This window comes from Faecalibacterium sp. An58, from assembly GCF_002161515.1.
GTDB classification, from domain to species: Bacteria; Bacillota; Clostridia; order Oscillospirales; family Ruminococcaceae; genus Faecalibacterium; species Faecalibacterium avium.
Window position 1 is genome coordinate 1 of record NZ_NFHX01000036.1, and the last position, 19,293, is coordinate 19,293.

Genomic DNA, 19,293 nt, shown 5'->3' on the forward strand with positions numbered 1-19,293 from the left:
ACGATCTCGCAGATCATCCGGATCATCCGCACGATGGTGTGGACCTGGGGCAGGTTGCGGCAGCTGGTGCCCAGCTGCTTCCAGATGTAGGGCACCGCGTCCAGCCGCACCACGTCCACTCCCTGGTTGACAAGGTAGAGCAGGTTGCCCGCCATCTCGTTGAAGACCACCGGGTTTGCGTAATTCAGGTCCCACTGGTAGGGGTAAAAGGTGGTCATCACCATCTTCCGGCAGTCGGGCAGCCAGGTGAAGTTGCCCGGTGCGGTGGTGGGGAACACCTGCGGGCAGGTCTGCTCGTACTGGTTGGGGATGGTGTCGTCGTCAAAGAAGAAGTACCGGTCCTGGTATTCTTTCTCTCCGGCGCGGGCGCGGCGGGCCCACGCGTGCTCCTCCGAGGTGTGGTTCATCACAAAGTCGAGGCAGACGCTGATCCCCTTTTGGTGGCAGGCGCTGGTCAGGGCGTTGAAGTCCTCCATGGTGCCCAGTTCGGGCTGGATGGTGCGGAAATCCGCCACGGCATAGCCGCCGTCGCTTTTGCCCCGGGGGCTGGCCAGCAGAGGCATCAGGTGCAGGTAATTGACCCCGCACTCCTGGATGTAATCGAGATGGCTTCCCACCCCCCGCAGGGTGCCGCCGAAGTTGTGCACATACAGCATCATCCCCAGCAGGTCGTTCCGCTTGTACCAGTCCGGATCGGCCTCCCGGGCGGCGTCCCGGGCTTTCAGGGCGGCGGCGCGGGTTTCGGCATAGCTGTGCATCTGGCTGCACAGCGCATCGAACATCGGGCCGTTGTCGTACAGTTCCATGTACAGCCAGCGCAGCTCGTCACGATGGCGGGCCAGGCGCTGCTGGAACAGGGTTTCTTCCTGCTGGGTCATAGGGATTCCGTCCTTTCGATCATGATCTGCACGGCGGGGAAATCGCCCTGCAGGATGGGCAGAGTCAACCCGGCATGGCAGAGGGCCGCGCCGGTGTAGACACGCTCGGTGAGGGATTCGTGATAAAGGGCCTGGGGGTCCAGCCCGCGCAGCCGGACATGGATGGGCCAGGGGTTGGCCTGGGGGTCGATGACCACCACGCTCACCGCCGCCCGGCTCCGGTCGGGGGCTGTAAACTGCCATGCCGTGAAACAGGTGTCGGTGACGGCGTCGGTCAGGCGCTCGCACCGGCCCTCCAGCAGCAGGGGCTGCAGCTGCTTGTATTGGGCGATCTGGACTTTGACCATCTCTTTTTCAGCGTCGGTCAGCTTCTGCAGATCCAGCTCGTAGCCAAAGGTCCCGGCCATGGCCACCACCGCCCGGGTGGAAAGCGGAGTGCTGCGTCCGGTCTGGTGGTTGGGCGAAGCCGAGACATGGCTGCCCATCGTGCAGGGCGGATACCCGAAGGAGGTCCCGTACTGGATCTTAATTCGGTGGATGGCGTCGGTGTCATCGCTGCACCAGATCTGGGGACAGTAGCAGAGCATCCCGGCATCGAACCGGCCGCCGCCCCCGGCGCAGCCCTCAAACAGAACCTGGGGGAAATCCCGGGTCAGTCGGTCCAGCAGGCTGTACAGCCCCAGCATATAGCGGTAGGCTGCTTCGCCCTGCCGCTCAGGGGGCAGAACCCGGCTGTAAACGTCAGTCAGATTGCGGTTCATGTCCCATTTGATGTAGGCGATGTCATGCTCGGCCAGCAGACGGTGAAACAGACTGTAAAGATAGTCTACCACTTCAGGCCGGCCCAAGTCAAGGACCAGTTGACTGCGGCCGGTGGCCGGCGCCCGGCCCGGGATGGTCAGGGCCCAGTCGGGATGGGCGGCGTAGAGAGCGGTGTTGGTGCAGACCATCTCAGGCTCAATCCACAGGCCGAACAGCAGCCCCATCTCCCGCACCCGGCCGATCAGCTGGTCGAAGGTACAGCCCAGCTTTTTCTCGTTAAACTGCCAGTCTCCCAGGCCGCTGGAATCGTCGCTGCGCTCCCCGAACCAGCCGTCGTCCAGCACCAGCATCTCCACCCCCAGGTCCCGGGCCTGGCGGGCGATATCCCAGATGCGCTGGGCATCGAAGTCCATGTAGGTGGCCTCCCAGTTGTTGATGAGGACGGGCCGGGGCTTGTCCCGCCAGGGGCTGCGGATGATGTGGCGCTGCAAAAAGCGGTGGTACCGGGCCGACAGCTCGCTCAGGCCCTGATCGCTGTAACAGAACAGCACCTCCGGTGCGGCAAACTGGCCGCCCGGCTCCAGGGTCCAGCTGAAGTCGTCGTCGCTGACCCCCGCTACCAGGCGGGTGGACTGCATCTGACTGACTTCGCATTCGATCTTGAAATTGCCCGACCACACCAGCATGGCTCCCAGGCATTCGCCCGCTTCCTCGGTGGTGTGGGGGGCGGCCAGGATGGCAAAGGGGTTGTGCTGGTGGCTGGAGGCTCCCCGGGCCGAGCGCAGGGTCTGGATGTTGTGGCTCAGGGGGACCCGCTCGGGCTGGCGCTCCATGCAGTGGCGGCCGTGGAAGTGGATCAGCTCCCACGGACCGAAGGGCAGGTCCAGGCAGGCCGAGGCGGCCTTGTCCAGCCGGATGGGACCATTGCCCTCGTTTTCCAGCAGGGCGGCCCGGGTGATGACGTCGGCCCGGGCAAAGACGCCGTACAGCAGGGTGACGGTCAGGCCGTGGACGGCGTCCCGCAGTTTGAGGCGGAGGGTCTCGCAGGTGTCATCCTCCGCACAGGCGGCGGGCAGGCCGGGCAGGGTGTATTTACCGGGAACGGCCTCGGCCGAAACAAAACGGAGGTCTGCGGCCCGGCTGCCGTCGGGGCCGGCCAGGCGCAGACAGCCGATCCGGTAATCCCCTACGCCGCTGCCGGTGTATTCCTGACAGAGGGTGTCCAGGGAATAATCCCGCTGCCGGTCCATCCCGGCGGGCTGGGGAGAGAAGCCGCAGTCGGAATAAAACTCCAGGCCGCGCAGGTCGCTGCCGCCGATGGCGGGGCCATAATACAAGTGATGGACCACACCCTGGCCGTCGGCCCACATCTGATAGCTGGTGTGGAGGGTGTGGAGGGTGATCAGTCCGGTTTCATGGTCGATGCGGATACTCATAACGGTATCCTCCTTACTTTACAAGATAAGCCAGAAAAGGGCGCCTAGCCATAGGGTGGACCGGGCGCCTTTTTCGGCGTGTGTGGCGCGGATGATAGCAAAGGGGAATGCAAAAGCCTGGGATCATTTGCCGCCGGTCATGGCGATGCCCTGGATGAACTGCTTCTGGAAGATCAGATACAGGATCACCATGGGGATCATGGCCAGCAGGCTGCCCGCCATCAGGACGGGGAAGTTGGTGGTGAACTGGCCGTTCAGGGTGGACAGGCCGGCGGAAAGGGTCATCATGTTCAGATCGGTGTTGCAGATCAGGGGCCACATCAGGTCCGAGTAGGCAAACACCGCGGTGAAGATGGCCAGAGCGGCCATGCTGGAGCCGGTCAGGGGCAGCATGACTTTGTAAAAAGCCTGCCATTTGTTGCAGCCGTCCAGATAGGCGGCCTCGGCGATCTCATTGGGGATGGCCAGGTATGCCTGCCGCAAAAAGAAGGTGCCGAAGGCAGAGACCAGGCCGGGGAACACCAGCGCAAAGATGGAGTTGGTCATGCCCACCTTGGCCAGCATCAGGTACTGGGGCGTGATGAAGATCTGGCTGGGCAGCATCATCTGGATCAGGATGATGGAGAACAGCAGCTTTTTGCAGGGAAAGTGCAGTTTGGCGAAGGCGTAGCCCGCCATCGAGCTGAACACCACGGCGCACAGCACCCGCAGCAGGATCAGCAGGGCGGTGTTGATGTACAGGTTGACAAAGGGCAGACTTTCCAGCGCGGTGACAAAGTTGTCGAAATTCCACTGGCTGGGCAGGATCTGGGGCGGAATGGCCATCGACTCGGCCTGGGTCTTGAAGCAGGTCAGCACCATCCACACAAAGGGGAAGATCATGATGATGCTGCCGAGGATCAGGGCCGCATAGGTAAGAGCTTTGGTCACCCGCTTGGTGTTTTTCATGCTCCGGGCGGGAGCGGCGGTAGCAGTTGCAGTACTCATGTTTTACACCTCGTAATTGACCCACTTCTTCTGGCCGATGAACTGGACCAGGGTGACCAGGCCGATCAGCAGGACGGTCCAGACCACGATGGCGGCAGCATAACCCTTGTCGCCGGCGATAAAGCTCTCCCGGTAGAACAGGCTCATCAAAGTCTGGGCGTCGTTCAGCACGGGGTTGGAGCTGTCCACCATCATGTAGATCAGATCAAAGACTTTCAGCGAGCTCATCAGACGCATGATGAGGACCACAAAGAGGGTGGGAGAGACCATCGGCAGTGTGATGCTGAAGAACTGGCGGACCTTGGATGCGCCGTCCAGGTCGGCGGCTTCGTACAGGCTGACCGAAATGTTCTGCAATCCGGCCAGCAGCAAAACGGCGTCGTAACCGATGTTGCTCCAGATCTGGACCACCGAGCAGGTGATCAGGACGATCTGGCTGTCGGTCAGCCAGCCGATGTTGGCGTCCAGCAGCTGGTTGATGATGCCGTACTGGGAATTGAAGATCCACTTCCAGACCATAGCCACAGCGGCGGGGGCCACCACCATGGGCAGGAAGAAGATGGCGCGGAAGGTGGTGCGCCCTTTGATCTTGCTGTTCAGCAGGACAGCCACCAGCAGGGCCAGAAAGATGCCCACCGGAACCGTCAGGATGCAGAAAAGGATGGTATTCCAGGTGGCCTGCCAGAACTCGGGGCTCTGGAACATCTCCACATAGTTCTCGATGCCCTCAAACTCGAATTCGCCGAAGGGCAGCGATTTGGAGAAGCTCATGTAAATGGTGTCAATGAAGGGGTAGATGTTCAGCACGATCAGGCCGATGACCGTGGGGGCCACCATGACAAGGCCCCAAAAAGCTCCGTCGCGGCCCAGCTTAGACGTTTTTTCCATGGTGTTGCCTCCTTATGCGTAGTATTCGGCGCTGGCCTCATCGATGATCTGCTGCATCTCGTCCAGGCCCTGGTCGATGGTCAGCTCGCCGGTGTAGATCTTCAGCAGAGTGTCGCTGACCGGAGTCTTCCACTCGGGGCGGGCTGCGTTGTTGACGCTCTGGATGCCGTACTCCAGCATATCGACAAAGCAGGTCACGTCGATGGGGTATTCGTCAAAGACGCCCACCCAGGTATCCTCCAGGCCGATGTAGGCCGGGATGGCCGCGCCGCTCTCGCCCTGGATGCGCTGGCCTTCTTCACTGCCGAAGAACTTCAGCACATCCATGACCACATCCAGATGCTTGTTGGTGGTGGTAGTGGCGTAGGACAGGCCGTTGGAAATGGTGGCCCGGCCGTCACCGCTCAGGGGGTTGGGGCACTTGGGCAGGACAGCCACATCCCATTTGCCCACCATCTCCGGGTAGTTCTGCAGCTCGGACAGGATGTTCCAGTTGCCTTCCAGAAACATGGAGCCGTAGCCGGAAAAGAAGGCGGTGCCGGGGCTGGTCTCGGCAAAGTAGGTCTGGGTGGGGCACCAGTCGTTCTTTTGCAGATTGATGTAAAACTCCATCCCCATCCGGGTGGCGGGGTCATCAAAATTGGCGCGGGTCTTGTCCTCGGTCAGGATGCTGCCGCCCGCCTGGTAAACGAAATTCCAGTAGCCCAGCTGGTCATCGCCATAGGCCATGTAGCCATAATAGCCGGTGGCATCGTAGATCTTCTGGGACGCTTCGCACAGCGTGTCCCAGGTCCAGGTGTCATCGGGATAGCTGACACCGGCGGCGTCGAACATTTCCTTGTTGTAAACAAGGCCAACGGTATCCTTGTCCTTGGGTACGGCGTACAGCTTGCCGTCGGATCCGCTGGCGTTGGCCAGCGAAATGTCAGAGAAGTGCTCGGTCTCGACAATGGACGAGCAGTCGGGCAGCTTGCCGTTGTCGGCATACTTCAGGATCTCGTTGGTGTGCATCCAGAAAATATCGGGGGCCTGGCGGGCCATAGTGGCGGCTTCCAGCTTGGTCCAGTATTCGTTCCAGCTGGTGACCTGGACTTCGATGACCACCTCGGGGTGCTGGACGGTATAGGCGTCGCACATGGCCTGCATCCCGTCCCGCTGGGCGACGTCCCAGATCTGGAACGTCAGATGCGTCTTGCCATCGCCCGGGCCGCTGCAGCCGGCGGTCAGGCTGGCCGCCGCCAGCGCGGCTGTGGCCGCAAGGAACGAACGGCGTGAAATCTTCTTCATAAGCCATCTCCTTTGAGTGTTGCCAATGGATGAGTGAGGACCTGCCCGGGAGGCGCCATGGGGAGAGTTCGGTCTCGTCATGATGACGAAATTGTGAACGAAAAGTTGTGCGTTGTGCACATTGCACAATTTGTTCTCCCGTATTGCAGTATAATTATATAGGATAGAGACAAAATGTTGAATACCATAATGCAACCTTTTATATACCAATTTCTAGGATACTAGGCCATTTTGTGAAAGTATGAACGCAAAACGGTATATATTCCCTTGACGGCTTGATATAATAGAATTAACAAAGCAAAAAACGGTTCAGATACATACCGGAGGGTATGGCAGCGTGTCGCAAAAGCGACACGCTCCAGGGGGAACCCATTTCTGCGCGCAGCCGCGCGTCAGAAATTCCTTCCCCCTGGTATCCCCCTGGGGACAAAATTTAGCGCTGAATCATGCACTCGCCGCAATACGGCTCGCACACTCTCAGCGCCAAATTTCCCTGTATGTGTCCCGTCCATCCGCACATGTCAGCTGGACGGGACTTTTTTGACAGTATGACATACCGGAGGGTATGGGACGTTCCGCTGGCGAGGAGGATTGCGCATGGCCTGGGAAGAAAAAGGCCCCGAGAAGTTAAAATTCCATGTGTTCCGAGACGAGCGCTTCATCGACCTGAACCTTTACCAGTTTGGATGGGAGCGCACGTCCCCCACTCACTCCTATGGGCCCTATGCCCGCAATCACTACCTGTTCCATTATATCATTGAAGGGCGGGGCCAGCTGATGGCCAACGAGCAGGTGTATACCGTGACCCCGGGGCATGGATTCCTGGTGGTGCCGGGCCAGGTGACGACCTACCGCTCCGACTCCGCCGACCCCTGGGTGTACACATGGATCGAGTTTGACGGTCTGCGGGCCCATGAAAGCCTGCATCTGGCCGGCATCAGCGGGGCCAAACCCATCTACACTGCCCGCAATCCCGAAGCCGGCAGGGTGATCGAGGAAGAAATGCTGTACATCGTCAACCATGCCGGCGCCAGCCCCATCCACCTGATCGCCCATGGGTTTCTGTTTCTGGACAAGCTGGTCCAGTGTTCGGCGGGACGGCGCAGCGGCGGTGAGCGGCGGGTGCGGGATTTTTACATCAAGGAGGCCCTTACCTTCATCGAACAGAACTACCAGCGCGATATCTCCATTGAGGAGATCGCAGCGGTCAGCGGGCTGAACCGCAGCTATTTCGGCAAGGTGTTTCGGGACGCTGTGGGTGAAAGCCCCCAGGCCTATCTGCTGCACTATCGGATGGCCCGGGCCGCCCAGCTGCTGAAGGAGACCCGTCTGTCCATCGGTGAGATCGCCGCTCAGGTCAGCTACGACAACCAGCTGCACTTTTCACGCGCCTTCAAGAATGTCCACGGCGTCTCCCCCCGGGAATACCGCTCCACGCACCTGATCGATCCGGAAAAACCGGACAAAAAATAATGCAGGGCCCGTGATAAGAGGGCAAATGCGATCAAAAGGAAACGGGAAAGCCCCGCCCTCCGTGCCGCCACGGTACGGCATGGGAGGCGGGGCATGGAAGCCGGGCGCAAGCTGGAAGTGCCCGTTGCTTTTGCGCCGCATGCAAAAAAGAAAAGCCTTGAAAACATCGTGTTTTCAAGGCTTTTGTGTTTGGTGGAGATAAGCGGGATCGAACCGCTGACCTCTTGAATGCCATTCAAGCGCTCTCCCAAGTGGTATGTGTACACACCCCCGTGATTGATGCTTGGAAGATGCAATAAATACGATAATACGAATAATATTATTTCTTTTAAAATCATTTTTAACCTGATAGGCTGTAAGAAAAAGTAAAAAGAAGATTTTTCTACGAAAAGAGCATCTTGATTCATGCCGGAACCAAAGTGTTCTTTTTTTGTGCCCAATCGGAGAAAGGAGACTGTATGCTGGATTACTTTTACGGCGGACAAGCCGATCTTTTTTCCTTCTACAGATTACCCAAAGCACTCTTTGCGGACACCAGATTCCGTGGAATTTCGGCAGAGTCCAAGATTCTGTATGGCCTCCTGCTGGATCGAATGAGTCTGTCCATTAAGAGCGGTTGGCTGGATAAGCAGGGGCGAGTGTACATCATCTTCACAACGGATGAAATTATGAAGGCCTTCTACTGTGCGGACAACAAGGCCACCAAGCTCATGAAGGAATTGGAAGGCTGCGGTCTGATCGAACGGAAACGCCGGGGACTCGGAAGACCCAGCCTGATTTGTGTGAAAAATTTTATCTTTGAATCGTCAAAACGCAATCATGCACAATTCCTACACTGCCCGGGTACAGCACAATCTGAATGCAAAATAATTGATGTCTACCGGTCAAAAAGAGGGTGATGATTTGCCCCTGAAAAACAGCCATGATAGATATAACCAGCTAAAAAGAAAGTACAGAAAATCCAAAATAGTGTAAACTCTATTAGATTTCCTGAATGCGTCAGCCTATTTCAATCAAAAACTCGTGTTGCGTCGTTGCGTCTCAGAACAGAACTTTTTGGAATAGCTACGCATATGAATGCTTTTACACAGGTTAGATTTACGTAAGCACATTTTACCCGTTTAGGATTATATTTTTATTAGGCCGACAATGTATCTAGGGCAAAATAGCTTCCATATTCTGCTTATTAACATATCAAGAACCAGTATAAATAAATGGTTTCGCTCTTTTACAGCATGAATGCTAGAGAGATGAATGTTAACGCTTCTTTTTGTTTTGGAATTTGCATAAGAGTAGATGTTTTTGTTTTTAGATTCAACAGATGAGGATACTTCTTTATAAATTAAATGATATCTTCTCGCAACAAAAAGCCAAAGGAAGATCCGACATCTACAAGGAAATTCAGGACGTTCAGAACTTCGCGTTTGCGCAAAGGATTTGATTTGAAAGAGTACAGATGCTGATAAACATAGCGATACATATACTCTTCGATATAATAGACGGTGTTTATTGGGAGAGAAGCTTGTCGCAGTTGAGGGTTGTTGGAAATTATATCACTCAGCCACTCGACGCCGCTTTCAAAGAATACTTTAGCTCCAATGCCATTCAATATGCGGCCAATGGAATACAAAACTGCAGGATGTGCACCCATTCTGATTACGGATGCTTTATAGAAAAGTATACAATCTTCTCTGAGAGAGTGCCAGGAGGTGATTTTTTCCTTCCAAAAAGGTCCAGCTAAAAGGAATTCTGTCAGGACGTTGCCCATGCCGTAGTCAATTGAGGGCTCTCGACCTATTACTTGGTTAGTGGGGTATAGGAGTTCAAAAGCTGAGAAGATATAACTTTTTAAAAGATTCCATAGTTTCCAGAAAGCGTTATAACGGGGAGAGGTGTCTTCTAATACAATGATGTTCTGTAAAAGATGAGCAAACTCTCTGTCGTATCGAACATGACGCATCAAATGTTCCAAAAAGAGACTCTGTTGTTCTTCAGAAAGATTCAAAAGGTAATCGCTAAGCCATTGGATATAGCCTTGCTCACCTTCAAAATCCCGATGGATTTTTTCGCTTGCAGGCTGGGATCCAAACAATGTGCTCCAGACCTGCCGGCCAATCTTCAAAACAAAATCCAAAGATCCTTCCACAGGTTCAGGGGGCATCATCTGCTGCAAAGCAATGAGCTGATCCATCCCCAGACCCTCCAAAGGAATGTCTTCCAAGCGGAAACCATCCTTTTGAAACAGGCTTTGGAGTTCCTGGCTGTGTGATTCAAAGAACGCTTGGGTGGTGATGTCGCGGCGGCGAAGCGGAATGGAGGAAGCATACTGCGGCCTCCACACTGCGTATGCATACATCAATTTCAAGACTGCGTCAGGGGAGGTCTGCCAGAGGGTGGAAGCAATGCTGTGCAGCAATCCGCGCTGGCTGCTGTTGACGATGGTGAGCACAAGTAGCATGAAAAAGGGAGAAGACCAGTCTGCAGTGAAGGTGCTGCCGGGCACCAAACAGGCCAGGGCAGGGAAAACTTTGTCCAGGTTATAGGCTGCTGCATCGGTGTCCTCCACCACGGATTCGAAACAGGCCGTCAAAAGCACAACCTTGCAAAAGATAAAATCCTCTTGGCCCAAGGCGGCCTTGTTGTTTTGTACAAGAACAGCACAAGCGTTTATGGCTGCAGAAATATTGAAAAAGAAATCTTTCTTTTCCTCTTCCAGAGTTTGATGGACTTCATTCATCACCAACTGGATGTCATCAAATTGAGGATATTTTTCATTGGCACTGGGGTCATGCTGGAGTTTTGCATCAGACCAAAGCATTAGCGGCATGTGCCGCATAAATTCTTTCTGGTTCTGTTGCGTTTGGGCGCTGCGTTTTTTGAGATGATCCGGCATAACCGGTGCGATGGAGAGGGTCACGCGATCCTGTGCGATGGACTGGCACTGAACCTGACATTTTCTGAGATCACTTCGATAGTATGCAAATTGATAAGATTCCTCCCAGGAGGCGATGTCTTTTGTGGCCTCGTCAAACGCAGCATATAACTGTGATTGTTGCTGTTCCCACTGTTCTTCAGAAAGGGCACCCTTCTCAAGCTGGTAGCCCAATAGAATTTCCTCAAATCGTTTTTTGCGGAAAGGAAGGTTATTGGACTCAATTCTTTCTTCGTCAAACTGTCGGCCAAAGGGGGATATTCCTTTGAAAAAGTTAGCGCTATGCTCTTCTGTCCAACGAGAAATATCAAGAAGAAAAATCTCTTTTGTCTTCAATAAAATACAGCTAATAGGAAAAAGTTTTTCCGGATATGCAATGACTGCGCTGAGTACGACGGCAGTGATGGCTGCTGTCCAGGAATGCCGAAGCAGATATTCACAAATCTGACAGCTGGTTTCCTCATCGGAGCTTTCAACAAACCGTAGCAGCCATTTTTCCAGAGCCATCAAAATGCTTTTCAGCAGGTCCGGGGTGACGGAAGTGCCCCGGTACATATTCCACAACCGATTGCTGCATACCTGGCTTTGAATGGTTCCATCAGGGAAATGAAGCTGGATCAGATAGCATTCAGAATACTTTTCAGTCAGGTGTGAATCTTTGTAGCACCTAGAAGTGTAGCTCATAACCCGAAGGATCATATTCACCGTCGGCATGGGCGTGGCGTTCAGCAGCAAGTACAGGGGGGTCTGCAGAGCGCTTTCCGGACTATAGGCGGTGTGGGTGTCAAGAGACAAGCCGAAAGTATGCTCTATGCGGAAAGCAAAACCGGAATCGTGTTCCTGCCGGGACAGGTAGCACCAATGGCTCTCGGCCAGGGAAAGCAGCTTTTCCGGGATTGCCAGGGCAATGTTGCCACAGCTGAACGCATTGGAGAGACTTTTCTGGATCAGGAGATAGTATTCGCTGCCGCGCTCCAGCGGCGGCTCTTTCGCGGAATCAAAAATGCTGCCCAATTCCTGTTTGAGTTCCATCGCGGCAGCCAGCATGACATCCGTAAAAGCAATAAAAGAAGCATTCTGCTCCAAAGAATACCGGGACTCGGTGCCCCACATGGCATGCCGCAGGTACATTGCAATCTGTCCGGCGAGACGTGTGGTCTCTCCTGTTTTATATTTGGTAGTCCATGTTTTTAAGGCGTCGGAAACAATGCCCAGATTTTGATTGGTCCATGGGATCAAAGAGCGATTGTTGTAAATATACTGAAAAACGGTATGCCAAGCTTGTCCAGCAGGACAGGTATAACGATATTTTTGATTTGCAAGTTCAGGAAAAACTTTGAATAGTTCCTGATCACTATCCCGGCAGGCGGTGTTCAGCAGAAAAACCATTCGGGTAAATAACTGGTATTTATTTTGACTGAGTACGGGGTCAATTGCCTGGAAGCAATGGTTTTCTTCGGTCTGCATCAGAGCGATCATGGTTTCATCCTTCCATGTCTGATCCAGATCGCTTTGAAATACAGAGATTAAAAAACTGGGACAGTGGTCCGCGCCGTTGGCAATTATGGATTCCAACCAAATACGATATAGTTTCCTGGCCCGGAGGGATAGACCGAATCCATTCAAAACCTGCTTGACATCTGTCTCTTCCTGATATCGCTGATCTAGGATGTGTTTTACGATCAGTTCTTCATAGACATCATGGCCCATCATCCAGAGGTTCGGGGAGTTGTCATAAACGGCAATAATCCCGCTTTCCTCCAGGGCTGCCAGGGCGTCCTGGTCGTCTTTTGCGCTGCTCCTGTAAATGCTGGCCTCCCGCTGGAGCATAGAGAGGACAATGTGCTCAGCCATTTCTTCCCGCCGGACGGGAAGACCGCCGGCGCGGTGCCGGATGTTGCAGATGACGCCGTCCCAGACCTGCCGCAGAAACATTTCTTCGGAAGAGATCTGATCCAGACTGAAGAGATCCAGCTTTAAGTACAACTGCAAATAAAAGAGATCCTGCAAAAGGCTGCAAAGTTTCTGGTTCTGAGGCAGTGGAAACTGGTATTGGGCCGAGAGATTTTGCAATTCGGTGTGGGTGATAGGTTTTACTTGAAATAAATCATAGGTGACGTCTTTGAGAACATTCCTACAAAAACTGTCTTTATAGATTGTACGAATGGTGAAAATCATTTTCCATCCATGGTTGATAAACTGCTGAATAATGGAATCAAAGACTTTCGGGTAGGATAATGCAGAAAATTTCTCTGCGGATTCGATGATGCAAACTTTCCGGTTTTCCTGGCAATAGGCAGAAAAAAGATCTTCCAGCTGGTAAGGCCCATATTTATTCAGAAATAGATTTTCTTCTTCAACATCGAGATCAGTAGAGGAAAAGAAAAGGCAAACGCTTTGATCTCCTTGCGCTTCCTGATGCTGGACGAGATCTTTCACGATTCCGGATTTGCCGGTACCAGCATCGCCATAAACAACACAGGCTGCGTGCTCTGACTGCCAAAGTGTGCTGAGCGCCTGTATATCATGCTGGACCTTGATCTGGCTGCCCTGATACGGAATGGAAGACTGGATGTTATGGAAAATGGATTGGCTTCTGCTTTGGATCCAATCCATCCACTGGGCCATCCCGGGATTGGGATTGAAATACAGATCGCGCACAAGAGGCAGATGCAAAAGGATTTGCTCCATATGGCTGGGAACCCGCCATTCAACGAGGACGCCTTCCGCTTCTCCGCACTGTTCAATGGCCTGCTGATAGGCAGGCTTTTGGGTTCCATCAAGGGTGCTGGCCGACATCTCCTTGTTGAGATAGAAAAGAATTCGCTGGAGATCGGGATATTTCTTCTTTGCGTCTGTGATGACCTTTTTTAGGTCGTTTTCCTTGGATGAAAGAGGGGTGGCCGCATCGTAATATTTGGCCTGAAAACCAGTCTGCAGCCCGTCGGGAGCTTGTACGGGCTGTGTTTCGATGTATGGCTGGTTGAAATATCGAAAAACGCCTCCCGGCAGATGCATCTCATAACAGAACAGCGTTGTAGCGAGGTTTTCAAAGGCGGCTCTGGGATTTTGAGAGAACTTAAACGCAAAGCAGTCCCAATCAACTGGAATGTTTGTCATATAAAGACCCCCTTACAATGACAAATATAATTTGTGGTGAATTATGCCATAGATGTAATCAATTGGCAATGCATTATTCCATTGGTCAAGGCAGCCGGTAGGCCCAATACTTGCCAGCATGGACTTTCACCAGGTGCCCGTTGGCAACCAGACCGGCAAGGATGCGGTTGGCCGTCGCAGCCGACACACCGCACAGCGTCCGCACATCGGCGTTTCGGATGCAGTCGTGGCTCTTGAGATACGTCTCGATTTGACGCCAACGGGCAGTCTCCTTGTCGGGTGCTTCATCGCTCATACCATCACCCGCGGTGATGGCCTCGGTGAGGGCTGCCTGAATGGCCGACAGCATGAACTCAATGAACGCAGTGGATTCTCCCGCATTGTTGGAGGCGTTGATCGCTTCATAATACTCCGGTTGGCGGTCATGGATGACGGATTCCATCGGAAGCCAGGCAAAAGCCGGATGCCATTGGGAGAGCAGCAGCGTATGCCACAGCCTGCCGATCCGGCCGTTGCCGTCGGCAAAGGGGTGGATCAGTTCAAACTCGTAATGAAATACACAACTGCGGATCAGCATATGCAGATCACTGTTTCGGGTCCAGTCCAGCAGGTCTGCAATCAGGCCAGGGACATACTGAGGCAGCGTCCCAAAATGAACTATCCGGCCCTGGCTGTCTACTACCCCTACTGGCCGGGAGCGGAATACCCCGGCTTCTTCTACCAAATCGCGCATCATGATGCTGTGAGCCAGCAGCAGGTCGTCTACCGAGTACGGGTCCAACTCGTCCAGACGTTCATAAATCTCATAGGCGTTTTTGACCTCGGCAATGTCTTTGGGCGGCGCGAGAACGTGTTTGCCGCCTAGCACAGCCGTGACCTGCTCAAGAGAAAGCGTGTTCTGCTCGATGGCCAGAGAGCCGTGAATGGTCCGAATCCGATTGGACCGGCGCAGAGTAGGGTTTGTAGACAGTGAGCTGACAGCAGTCAGCCGGCCCACCAGCTCGGCAATCTGCGCTACGCTGTCAATGATTTGGTGCGTGATTTCAAAGGGTGGCTGCTTTTTTTTCATACATGGAACCTCCACAGAAGCAAAATGAACACCATTATTGTAACACACATCCATCATCACATCAATCAAAATGATGACTATAAATGAGAGATGAAAAGGAAGGAGGACGGTATAGCTCTAAAAGCAACTGTAATCGCTATTGTCAACCAGAAGGGAGGTGCAGGAAAGACCATGACCAGCGAAGATTTGGACGTTGGCATTGCCATGGAGGACAAAAATATTTTGTGGGTAAACGTAGCTCCCAGGTGCTTCGATCATATCCACGCCTGCGCATCGGGAATATCTGGATGACCATAGCCAACAGCTGAACGAGCTTCAGAAAGGAGATAACACTTAGGCGTATGACGGTAAAATGAAGACTTTTGAACAGCAGAAAAAGAATGAAGGCAAGGGTGTTACTTAGCCCAATATTATCCGTTCCCAAGAAGCCAGAGAATATGAAATTGTGTCCGGGCGCAGCCACCGGAAAGCCAGCGAACTTGCCAAGTATGCGGATATGTCTGTAATTTGGTGAACAATACAGATATCACACAGATGGTAAAGAACAACACAAATCGGCGAGACGAAAATTCCCCCGATAAGCGAGTCAAAGCCCTGAAAAGTCTAGCTTAAGTCTATCGGTTGCCAAGGCATCTAAACTTCATATCAGATTGCCCCAAAGGACGCAGGTAAGCACTTCAATGGGGAGATACCAAGGATGACCCACTGAGGACCGTGGCACTGTCTACCGAACAGAACTACAACATGATCAATGGTCCGCTGAACAATACCCCGGCGATGTCGACCCGGCCCCCGAAAAAGGAACTGGACAAAGCGTTGGAAGCCTGAGAGCTGGCGTCCCTCCAGCGACGCTGCACTAACAACAACCAAGTAGCGATCCATGTGAACACCTATAGTGGAATTATCCTGACGAGAGCAAGGCACTGCAACGGGGCTTTGCTGACCTATATAAAGGGATTTCCCTGTAAGATAATGCGGGAAACAATATAGACCTTCGGGGGTACAGCTTGCTTGAGTGCAGATGCAGGCGGCTGAATGGCATGCACAAACCAGGCGCACATTTTGTAAAAATAAGTCGAAAACACGGACATTTAGGCCAAAATCAATATCGCAAGGGGGTATAGCTGATTCGGGCGCAGCCGAAAAAAGCCCGTTGCTTTGTGCCGCTTGTGAAAGAAGAAAAGCCTTGAAAACATCGTGTTTTCAAGGCTTTTGTGCTTGGTGGAGATAAGCGGGATCGAACCGCTGACCTCTTGAATGCCATTCAAGCGCTCTCCCGTCCCATGCGGTCACGCACCCCTTCAACCGGGCAGAGAAAGCACAGAAGAAAACGTGAATACGCTATATTTTTGGATGCTGCATGAGTGCCTTGTTTCACACTGAACCAGGGAGCTCTTTTTCTTTGTCCGGACAAGGCAGAAAAGAAGTAGCCGCTTCAATCATGGCAGCCGGTAGGCCCAATACTTGCCGGAATGGACTTTCACCAGGCGTCCACTGGCAACCAAAGCGACAAGGATACGGTTGGCCGTCGCAGCCGACACGCCGCACAGCGCCCGCACATCGGCGTTTCGGATGCAGTCGTGGCTCTTGAGATACGTCTCGATTTGACGCCAACGGACAGTCTCCTTGTCGGGTGCTTCATCGCTCATACCATCACCCGCGCTGATGGCCTCGGTGAGGGCTGCCTGAATGGCCGACAGCATGAACTCAATGAACACGGTGGATTCCCCTGCGTTGTTGGAAGTGTTGATGGCATCATAATACCCCTGCTGGCGATCATGGATGACAGATTCCACCGGAAGCCAGGCAAAGGCAGGATTCCACCGCGAGAGCAACAAGGTATGCCACAGTCGGCCCACCCGTCCATTGCCATCGGCAAAGGGGTGGATCAGCTCAAACTCGTAATGAAAGACACAACTGCGGATCAGCATATGCAGATCACTATCCCGGGTCCAGTCCAGCAGGTCTGCAATCAGGCCAGGGACATACTGAGGCAGCGTCCCAAAATGAACCACCCGCCCCTGACTGTCTACCACGCCCACTGGCCGGGAACGGAATACCCCGGCTTCTTCTATCAAACCGCGCATCATGATGCCGTGGGCCAGCAGAAGGTCGTCTGCCGAGTACGGGTCCAGCTCGTCCAGGCGCTCATAAATCTCATAGGCATTTTTGACCTCGGCAATGTCTTCGGGCGGCGCGAGAACGTGTTTGCCGCCCAGCACAGCCGTGACCTGCTCAAGAGAAAGCGTGTTCTGCTCGATGGCCAGAGAGCCGTGAATGGTCCGAATCCGATTGGACCGGCGCAGAGTGGGGTTTGCAGGCAGTGAGCTGACAGCAGTCAGCCGACCCACCAGCTCGGCAATCTGCGCCACGTTGTCAATGATCTGGTGCGTGATTTCAAAGGGCGGCTGCTTATTTTTCATACATGGAACCTCCACAGAAGCAAAATGAACACCATTATTGTAACACACATCCATCATCACATCAATCAAAATGATGATTATAAATGAGAGATGAAAAAGATGAAGGACGATGTGGCCCCAAAAGCAACTGTAATTGCCATTGTCAACCAGAAGGGAGGTGCAGGAAAGACCACGACCAGCGAAGATTTGGGCGTCTGAGAGCTGGCGTCCCTCCAGCGACGCTACACTAACAACAACCAAGTAGCGATTCATGTGAACGTCTATAGCGGAATTACTCCGGCGAGAGCAAGGCACTGCAACGGGGCTTTGCTGACCTATATAAAGGGATTTCCCTGTAAGATAATGCGGGAAACAATATAGACCTTCGGGGGTACTGCTTACTTGAGTACAGATGTAGGCGATTGAATGGCATACACGAACCGGGGTCGCGTTTTGTAAAAACAAGTCGAAAACACAGACATTTAGGCCAAAATTAATATCGCAAGGGGGTATAGCTGATTCAGGAGCAGCCGAGAAATGCCCGTTGCTTTTACGCCGCATGCAAAAAAGAAAAGCCTTGAAAACATCGTGTTTTCAAGGCTTTTGTGCTTGGTGGAGATAAGCGGGATCGAACCGCTGACCTCTTGAATGCCATTCAAGCGCTCTCCCGCCCCATGCGGTCACGCACCCCTCCAACTGGGCAGAGAAAGCACAAAAGAAAACGTGAATGCGCTGTATTTTTAGATGCTGTATGAGCGCCTTGTTTCACACCGAACCAGGGCGCTCTTTTTCTTTGCCCAAATGAAGCAAAAAGGAGGTCGCCCATGCCCAACTACTTCTACGGCCCCCAGGCGGAGCAGTTCGCCTTCTACCGCATCCCCAAAGCCCTGTTCACCGACCCTGCCTACCGCGGCATTTCTACCGATGCCAAAGTCCTGTATGGCCTGCTGCTCGACCGGATGAGCCTGTCTGCCCGGAACGACTGGCTGGACGAACAGGGCCGGGTGTATATCGTGTTCACGGTGGAGGAGGTCATGGGCGCGCTCTGCTGCGCCGACAACAAAGCCACCCGCCTGCTGCGTGAACTGGAAGGCGTCGGCCTGATCGAGCGCAAGCGCCGCGGCCTGGGCAAGCCCAGCCTCATCTATGTGAAAAATTTTGTCGAGGCTCCCGAACAGCGAATCAAGAACCGTGATAATCACGACTCTGTGCCCACCAAAACCGCGACTCTGGAGGCCCCAAAATCACGAAGTAATAAGACTGATAAGAATCATACTGACCAGAGTGAGACTGATCCTTTCCCTTCTGGCGAAGGGGGCGGCGTGACCGCCGGAACGGAATCCGAAGGGAACGGCCCCCGCGCCCGGTATCAGGAATATTTTCTCCGGCAGTTCAACTTTGACTCTCTTGTTGCAAGCCACCCCAACGACGAAGATATGCTGCGGGAGATGCTGGAGCTGCTGGTGGACACGGTGTGCAGCCGGAGAAAGCTCATCCGCATCGCGGGCGACGATAAGCCCGCCGAAGTGGTCAAGGCCCGCCTTTTGAAACTGGACGGCGACCATCTGCGCTTTGTCCTCATGTGCCTGAAAGAGAACACCACTCAGGTACGGAATATGCGGCAGTATCTGCTGGCGACCCTCTACAACGCCCCCATGACCATGCACAGTTCCTATGCTGCCCGGGTGCAGCACGATTTCAAAACAGGATAAAATTTTGGCCCAGAGGTTTCTCTGAGCCTTTTCTGTTGGAGGTGATGAATCATTTCAGAGCAAAAAAGCGAAGTTATCTCAACGGAACCCAACCGCGAGCAGATCCAGCAAATCCCCATTACGGACCTGCATCCCTTCAAAAACCACCCCTTCAAGGTCCTGGACGATGAAGCCATGCAGCGCACCGTCGAGAGCGTGGCCCAGTTTGGTGTGTTGGCCCCACTCATCGCCCGGCCCCGGCCGGAAGGAGGTTACGAGATCATTTCGGGGCACCGCCGCCAGCACGCGGCAGAGCTGGCCGGGCTGAAAACCCTGCCGGTGATCGTGCGGAACATGAGCGACGATGA

Annotated in this window: 14 protein-coding genes, 1 tRNA gene and 2 pseudogenes; 8 read left to right on the top strand and 9 right to left on the bottom strand. The window is 53.8% G+C overall.

Annotated features, from left to right (window positions below; translation table 11 throughout):
- The 5 genes from B5G12_RS13045 to B5G12_RS13065 all read right to left on the bottom strand — a co-directional run.
- A partial coding sequence (locus B5G12_RS13045; RefSeq protein ID WP_242956046.1) for an alpha-amylase family glycosyl hydrolase occupies nt 1-878 on the bottom strand: 878 nt, incomplete at its 3' end.
- Nucleotides 875-3,076: an alpha-galactosidase gene (locus tag B5G12_RS13050; RefSeq protein ID WP_087325341.1), complete on the bottom strand. Its 2,202-nt coding sequence runs from the start codon at nt 3,074-3,076 to the stop codon at nt 875-877. The genes B5G12_RS13045 and B5G12_RS13050, both read right to left, overlap by 4 nt.
- A gap of 123 nt (nt 3,077-3,199) precedes the next feature.
- A complete protein-coding gene (locus B5G12_RS13055) occupies nt 3,200-4,024 on the bottom strand; it encodes a carbohydrate ABC transporter permease (protein ID WP_204245690.1) in 825 nt (274 codons plus the stop codon).
- Between the two features lie 42 nt (nt 4,025-4,066).
- Nucleotides 4,067-4,951: a carbohydrate ABC transporter permease gene (locus tag B5G12_RS13060; RefSeq protein ID WP_087230286.1), complete on the bottom strand. Its 885-nt coding sequence runs from the start codon at nt 4,949-4,951 to the stop codon at nt 4,067-4,069.
- Between the two features lie 12 nt (nt 4,952-4,963).
- Complete coding sequence (locus B5G12_RS13065) at nt 4,964-6,238, bottom strand: ABC transporter substrate-binding protein (protein ID WP_087325344.1); 1,275 nt, start codon at nt 6,236-6,238, stop codon at nt 4,964-4,966.
- A gap of 597 nt (nt 6,239-6,835) precedes the next feature.
- Here B5G12_RS13065 and B5G12_RS13070 point away from each other — a divergent pair.
- Together B5G12_RS13070 and B5G12_RS15115 are read left to right on the top strand one after the other, a co-directional pair.
- Nucleotides 6,836-7,711, top strand: coding sequence for an AraC family transcriptional regulator (locus B5G12_RS13070; RefSeq protein WP_087230281.1), 876 nt, complete (start codon nt 6,836-6,838; stop codon nt 7,709-7,711).
- A 93-nt stretch (nt 7,712-7,804) separates the two neighbouring features.
- Complete coding sequence (locus B5G12_RS15115; RefSeq protein ID WP_275532651.1) at nt 7,805-7,939, top strand: hypothetical protein; 135 nt, start codon at nt 7,805-7,807, stop codon at nt 7,937-7,939.
- Here the strand turns inward: B5G12_RS15115 and B5G12_RS14675 are convergent.
- Nucleotides 7,902-7,983 (bottom strand) — tRNA-OTHER (locus B5G12_RS14675). The genes B5G12_RS15115 and B5G12_RS14675 overlap by 38 nt on opposite strands.
- Before the next feature lie 186 nt (nt 7,984-8,169).
- On the opposite strand from B5G12_RS14675, the pseudogene B5G12_RS13075 reads away from it, so the two are divergent.
- Nucleotides 8,170-8,523, top strand: a pseudogene (locus tag B5G12_RS13075) (replication initiator protein A); the annotation flags it as partial.
- 530 nt (nt 8,524-9,053) lie between these two features.
- Here the strand turns inward: B5G12_RS13075 and B5G12_RS13080 are convergent.
- Together B5G12_RS13080 and B5G12_RS13085 are read right to left on the bottom strand one after the other, a co-directional pair.
- Nucleotides 9,054-13,763, bottom strand: coding sequence for a hypothetical protein (locus tag B5G12_RS13080; RefSeq protein WP_087325348.1), 4,710 nt, complete (start codon nt 13,761-13,763; stop codon nt 9,054-9,056).
- A gap of 85 nt (nt 13,764-13,848) precedes the next feature.
- Nucleotides 13,849-14,832: a Fic family protein gene (locus tag B5G12_RS13085; RefSeq protein ID WP_087325350.1), complete on the bottom strand. Its 984-nt coding sequence runs from the start codon at nt 14,830-14,832 to the stop codon at nt 13,849-13,851.
- Nucleotides 14,833-14,922: 90 nt separating this feature from the next.
- Between B5G12_RS13085 and B5G12_RS15120 the strand changes: the two genes are divergently transcribed.
- Together B5G12_RS15120 and B5G12_RS13095 are read left to right on the top strand one after the other, a co-directional pair.
- Entirely contained in the window at nt 14,923-15,123 is a 201-nt protein-coding gene (locus tag B5G12_RS15120) for an AAA family ATPase (protein WP_087325352.1), read from the top strand.
- 414 nt (nt 15,124-15,537) lie between these two features.
- Nucleotides 15,538-15,660, top strand: coding sequence for a DUF4316 domain-containing protein (locus tag B5G12_RS13095; protein WP_087325353.1), 123 nt, complete (start codon nt 15,538-15,540; stop codon nt 15,658-15,660).
- Between the two features lie 611 nt (nt 15,661-16,271).
- Here B5G12_RS13095 and B5G12_RS13100 read toward each other — a convergent pair.
- A complete protein-coding gene (locus B5G12_RS13100; protein WP_087325354.1) occupies nt 16,272-17,255 on the bottom strand; it encodes a Fic family protein in 984 nt (327 codons plus the stop codon).
- A 99-nt stretch (nt 17,256-17,354) separates the two neighbouring features.
- Between B5G12_RS13100 and B5G12_RS14475 the strand changes: the two are divergent.
- From B5G12_RS14475 to B5G12_RS13110, 3 genes and pseudogenes are all read left to right on the top strand, one after another.
- Nucleotides 17,355-17,450: pseudogene (locus B5G12_RS14475) on the top strand (ParA family protein); the annotation flags it as partial.
- A gap of 608 nt (nt 17,451-18,058) precedes the next feature.
- On the top strand, nt 18,059-18,946 hold the full coding sequence (locus B5G12_RS13105; protein WP_087325355.1) for a DUF6017 domain-containing protein: 888 nt from the start codon (nt 18,059-18,061) through the stop codon (nt 18,944-18,946).
- Between the two features lie 48 nt (nt 18,947-18,994).
- Nucleotides 18,995-19,293, top strand: a 299-nt coding sequence (locus B5G12_RS13110; protein ID WP_144064163.1) for a ParB N-terminal domain-containing protein, incomplete at its 3' end; no start/stop codon positions are given.

Coding starts and splice junctions, on each gene's coding strand:
- B5G12_RS13050 (WP_087325341.1), bottom strand. CDS start 3,076: ATGAGTATCCGCATCGACCATGAAACCGGACTGATCACCCTCCACACC.
- B5G12_RS13055 (WP_204245690.1), bottom strand. CDS start 4,024: ATGAAAAACACCAAGCGGGTGACCAAAGCTCTTACCTATGCGGCCCTG.
- B5G12_RS13060 (WP_087230286.1), bottom strand. CDS start 4,951: ATGGAAAAAACGTCTAAGCTGGGCCGCGACGGAGCTTTTTGGGGCCTT.
- B5G12_RS13065 (WP_087325344.1), bottom strand. CDS start 6,238: ATGAAGAAGATTTCACGCCGTTCGTTCCTTGCGGCCACAGCCGCGCTG.
- B5G12_RS13070 (WP_087230281.1), top strand. CDS start 6,836: ATGGCCTGGGAAGAAAAAGGCCCCGAGAAGTTAAAATTCCATGTGTTC.
- B5G12_RS15115 (WP_275532651.1), top strand. CDS start 7,805: ATGGAAGCCGGGCGCAAGCTGGAAGTGCCCGTTGCTTTTGCGCCGCAT.
- B5G12_RS13080 (WP_087325348.1), bottom strand. CDS start 13,763: ATGACAAACATTCCAGTTGATTGGGACTGCTTTGCGTTTAAGTTCTCT.
- B5G12_RS13085 (WP_087325350.1), bottom strand. CDS start 14,832: ATGAAAAAAAAGCAGCCACCCTTTGAAATCACGCACCAAATCATTGAC.
- B5G12_RS15120 (WP_087325352.1), top strand. CDS start 14,923: ATGAAAAGGAAGGAGGACGGTATAGCTCTAAAAGCAACTGTAATCGCT.
- B5G12_RS13100 (WP_087325354.1), bottom strand. CDS start 17,255: ATGAAAAATAAGCAGCCGCCCTTTGAAATCACGCACCAGATCATTGAC.
- B5G12_RS13105 (WP_087325355.1), top strand. CDS start 18,059: ATGCCCAACTACTTCTACGGCCCCCAGGCGGAGCAGTTCGCCTTCTAC.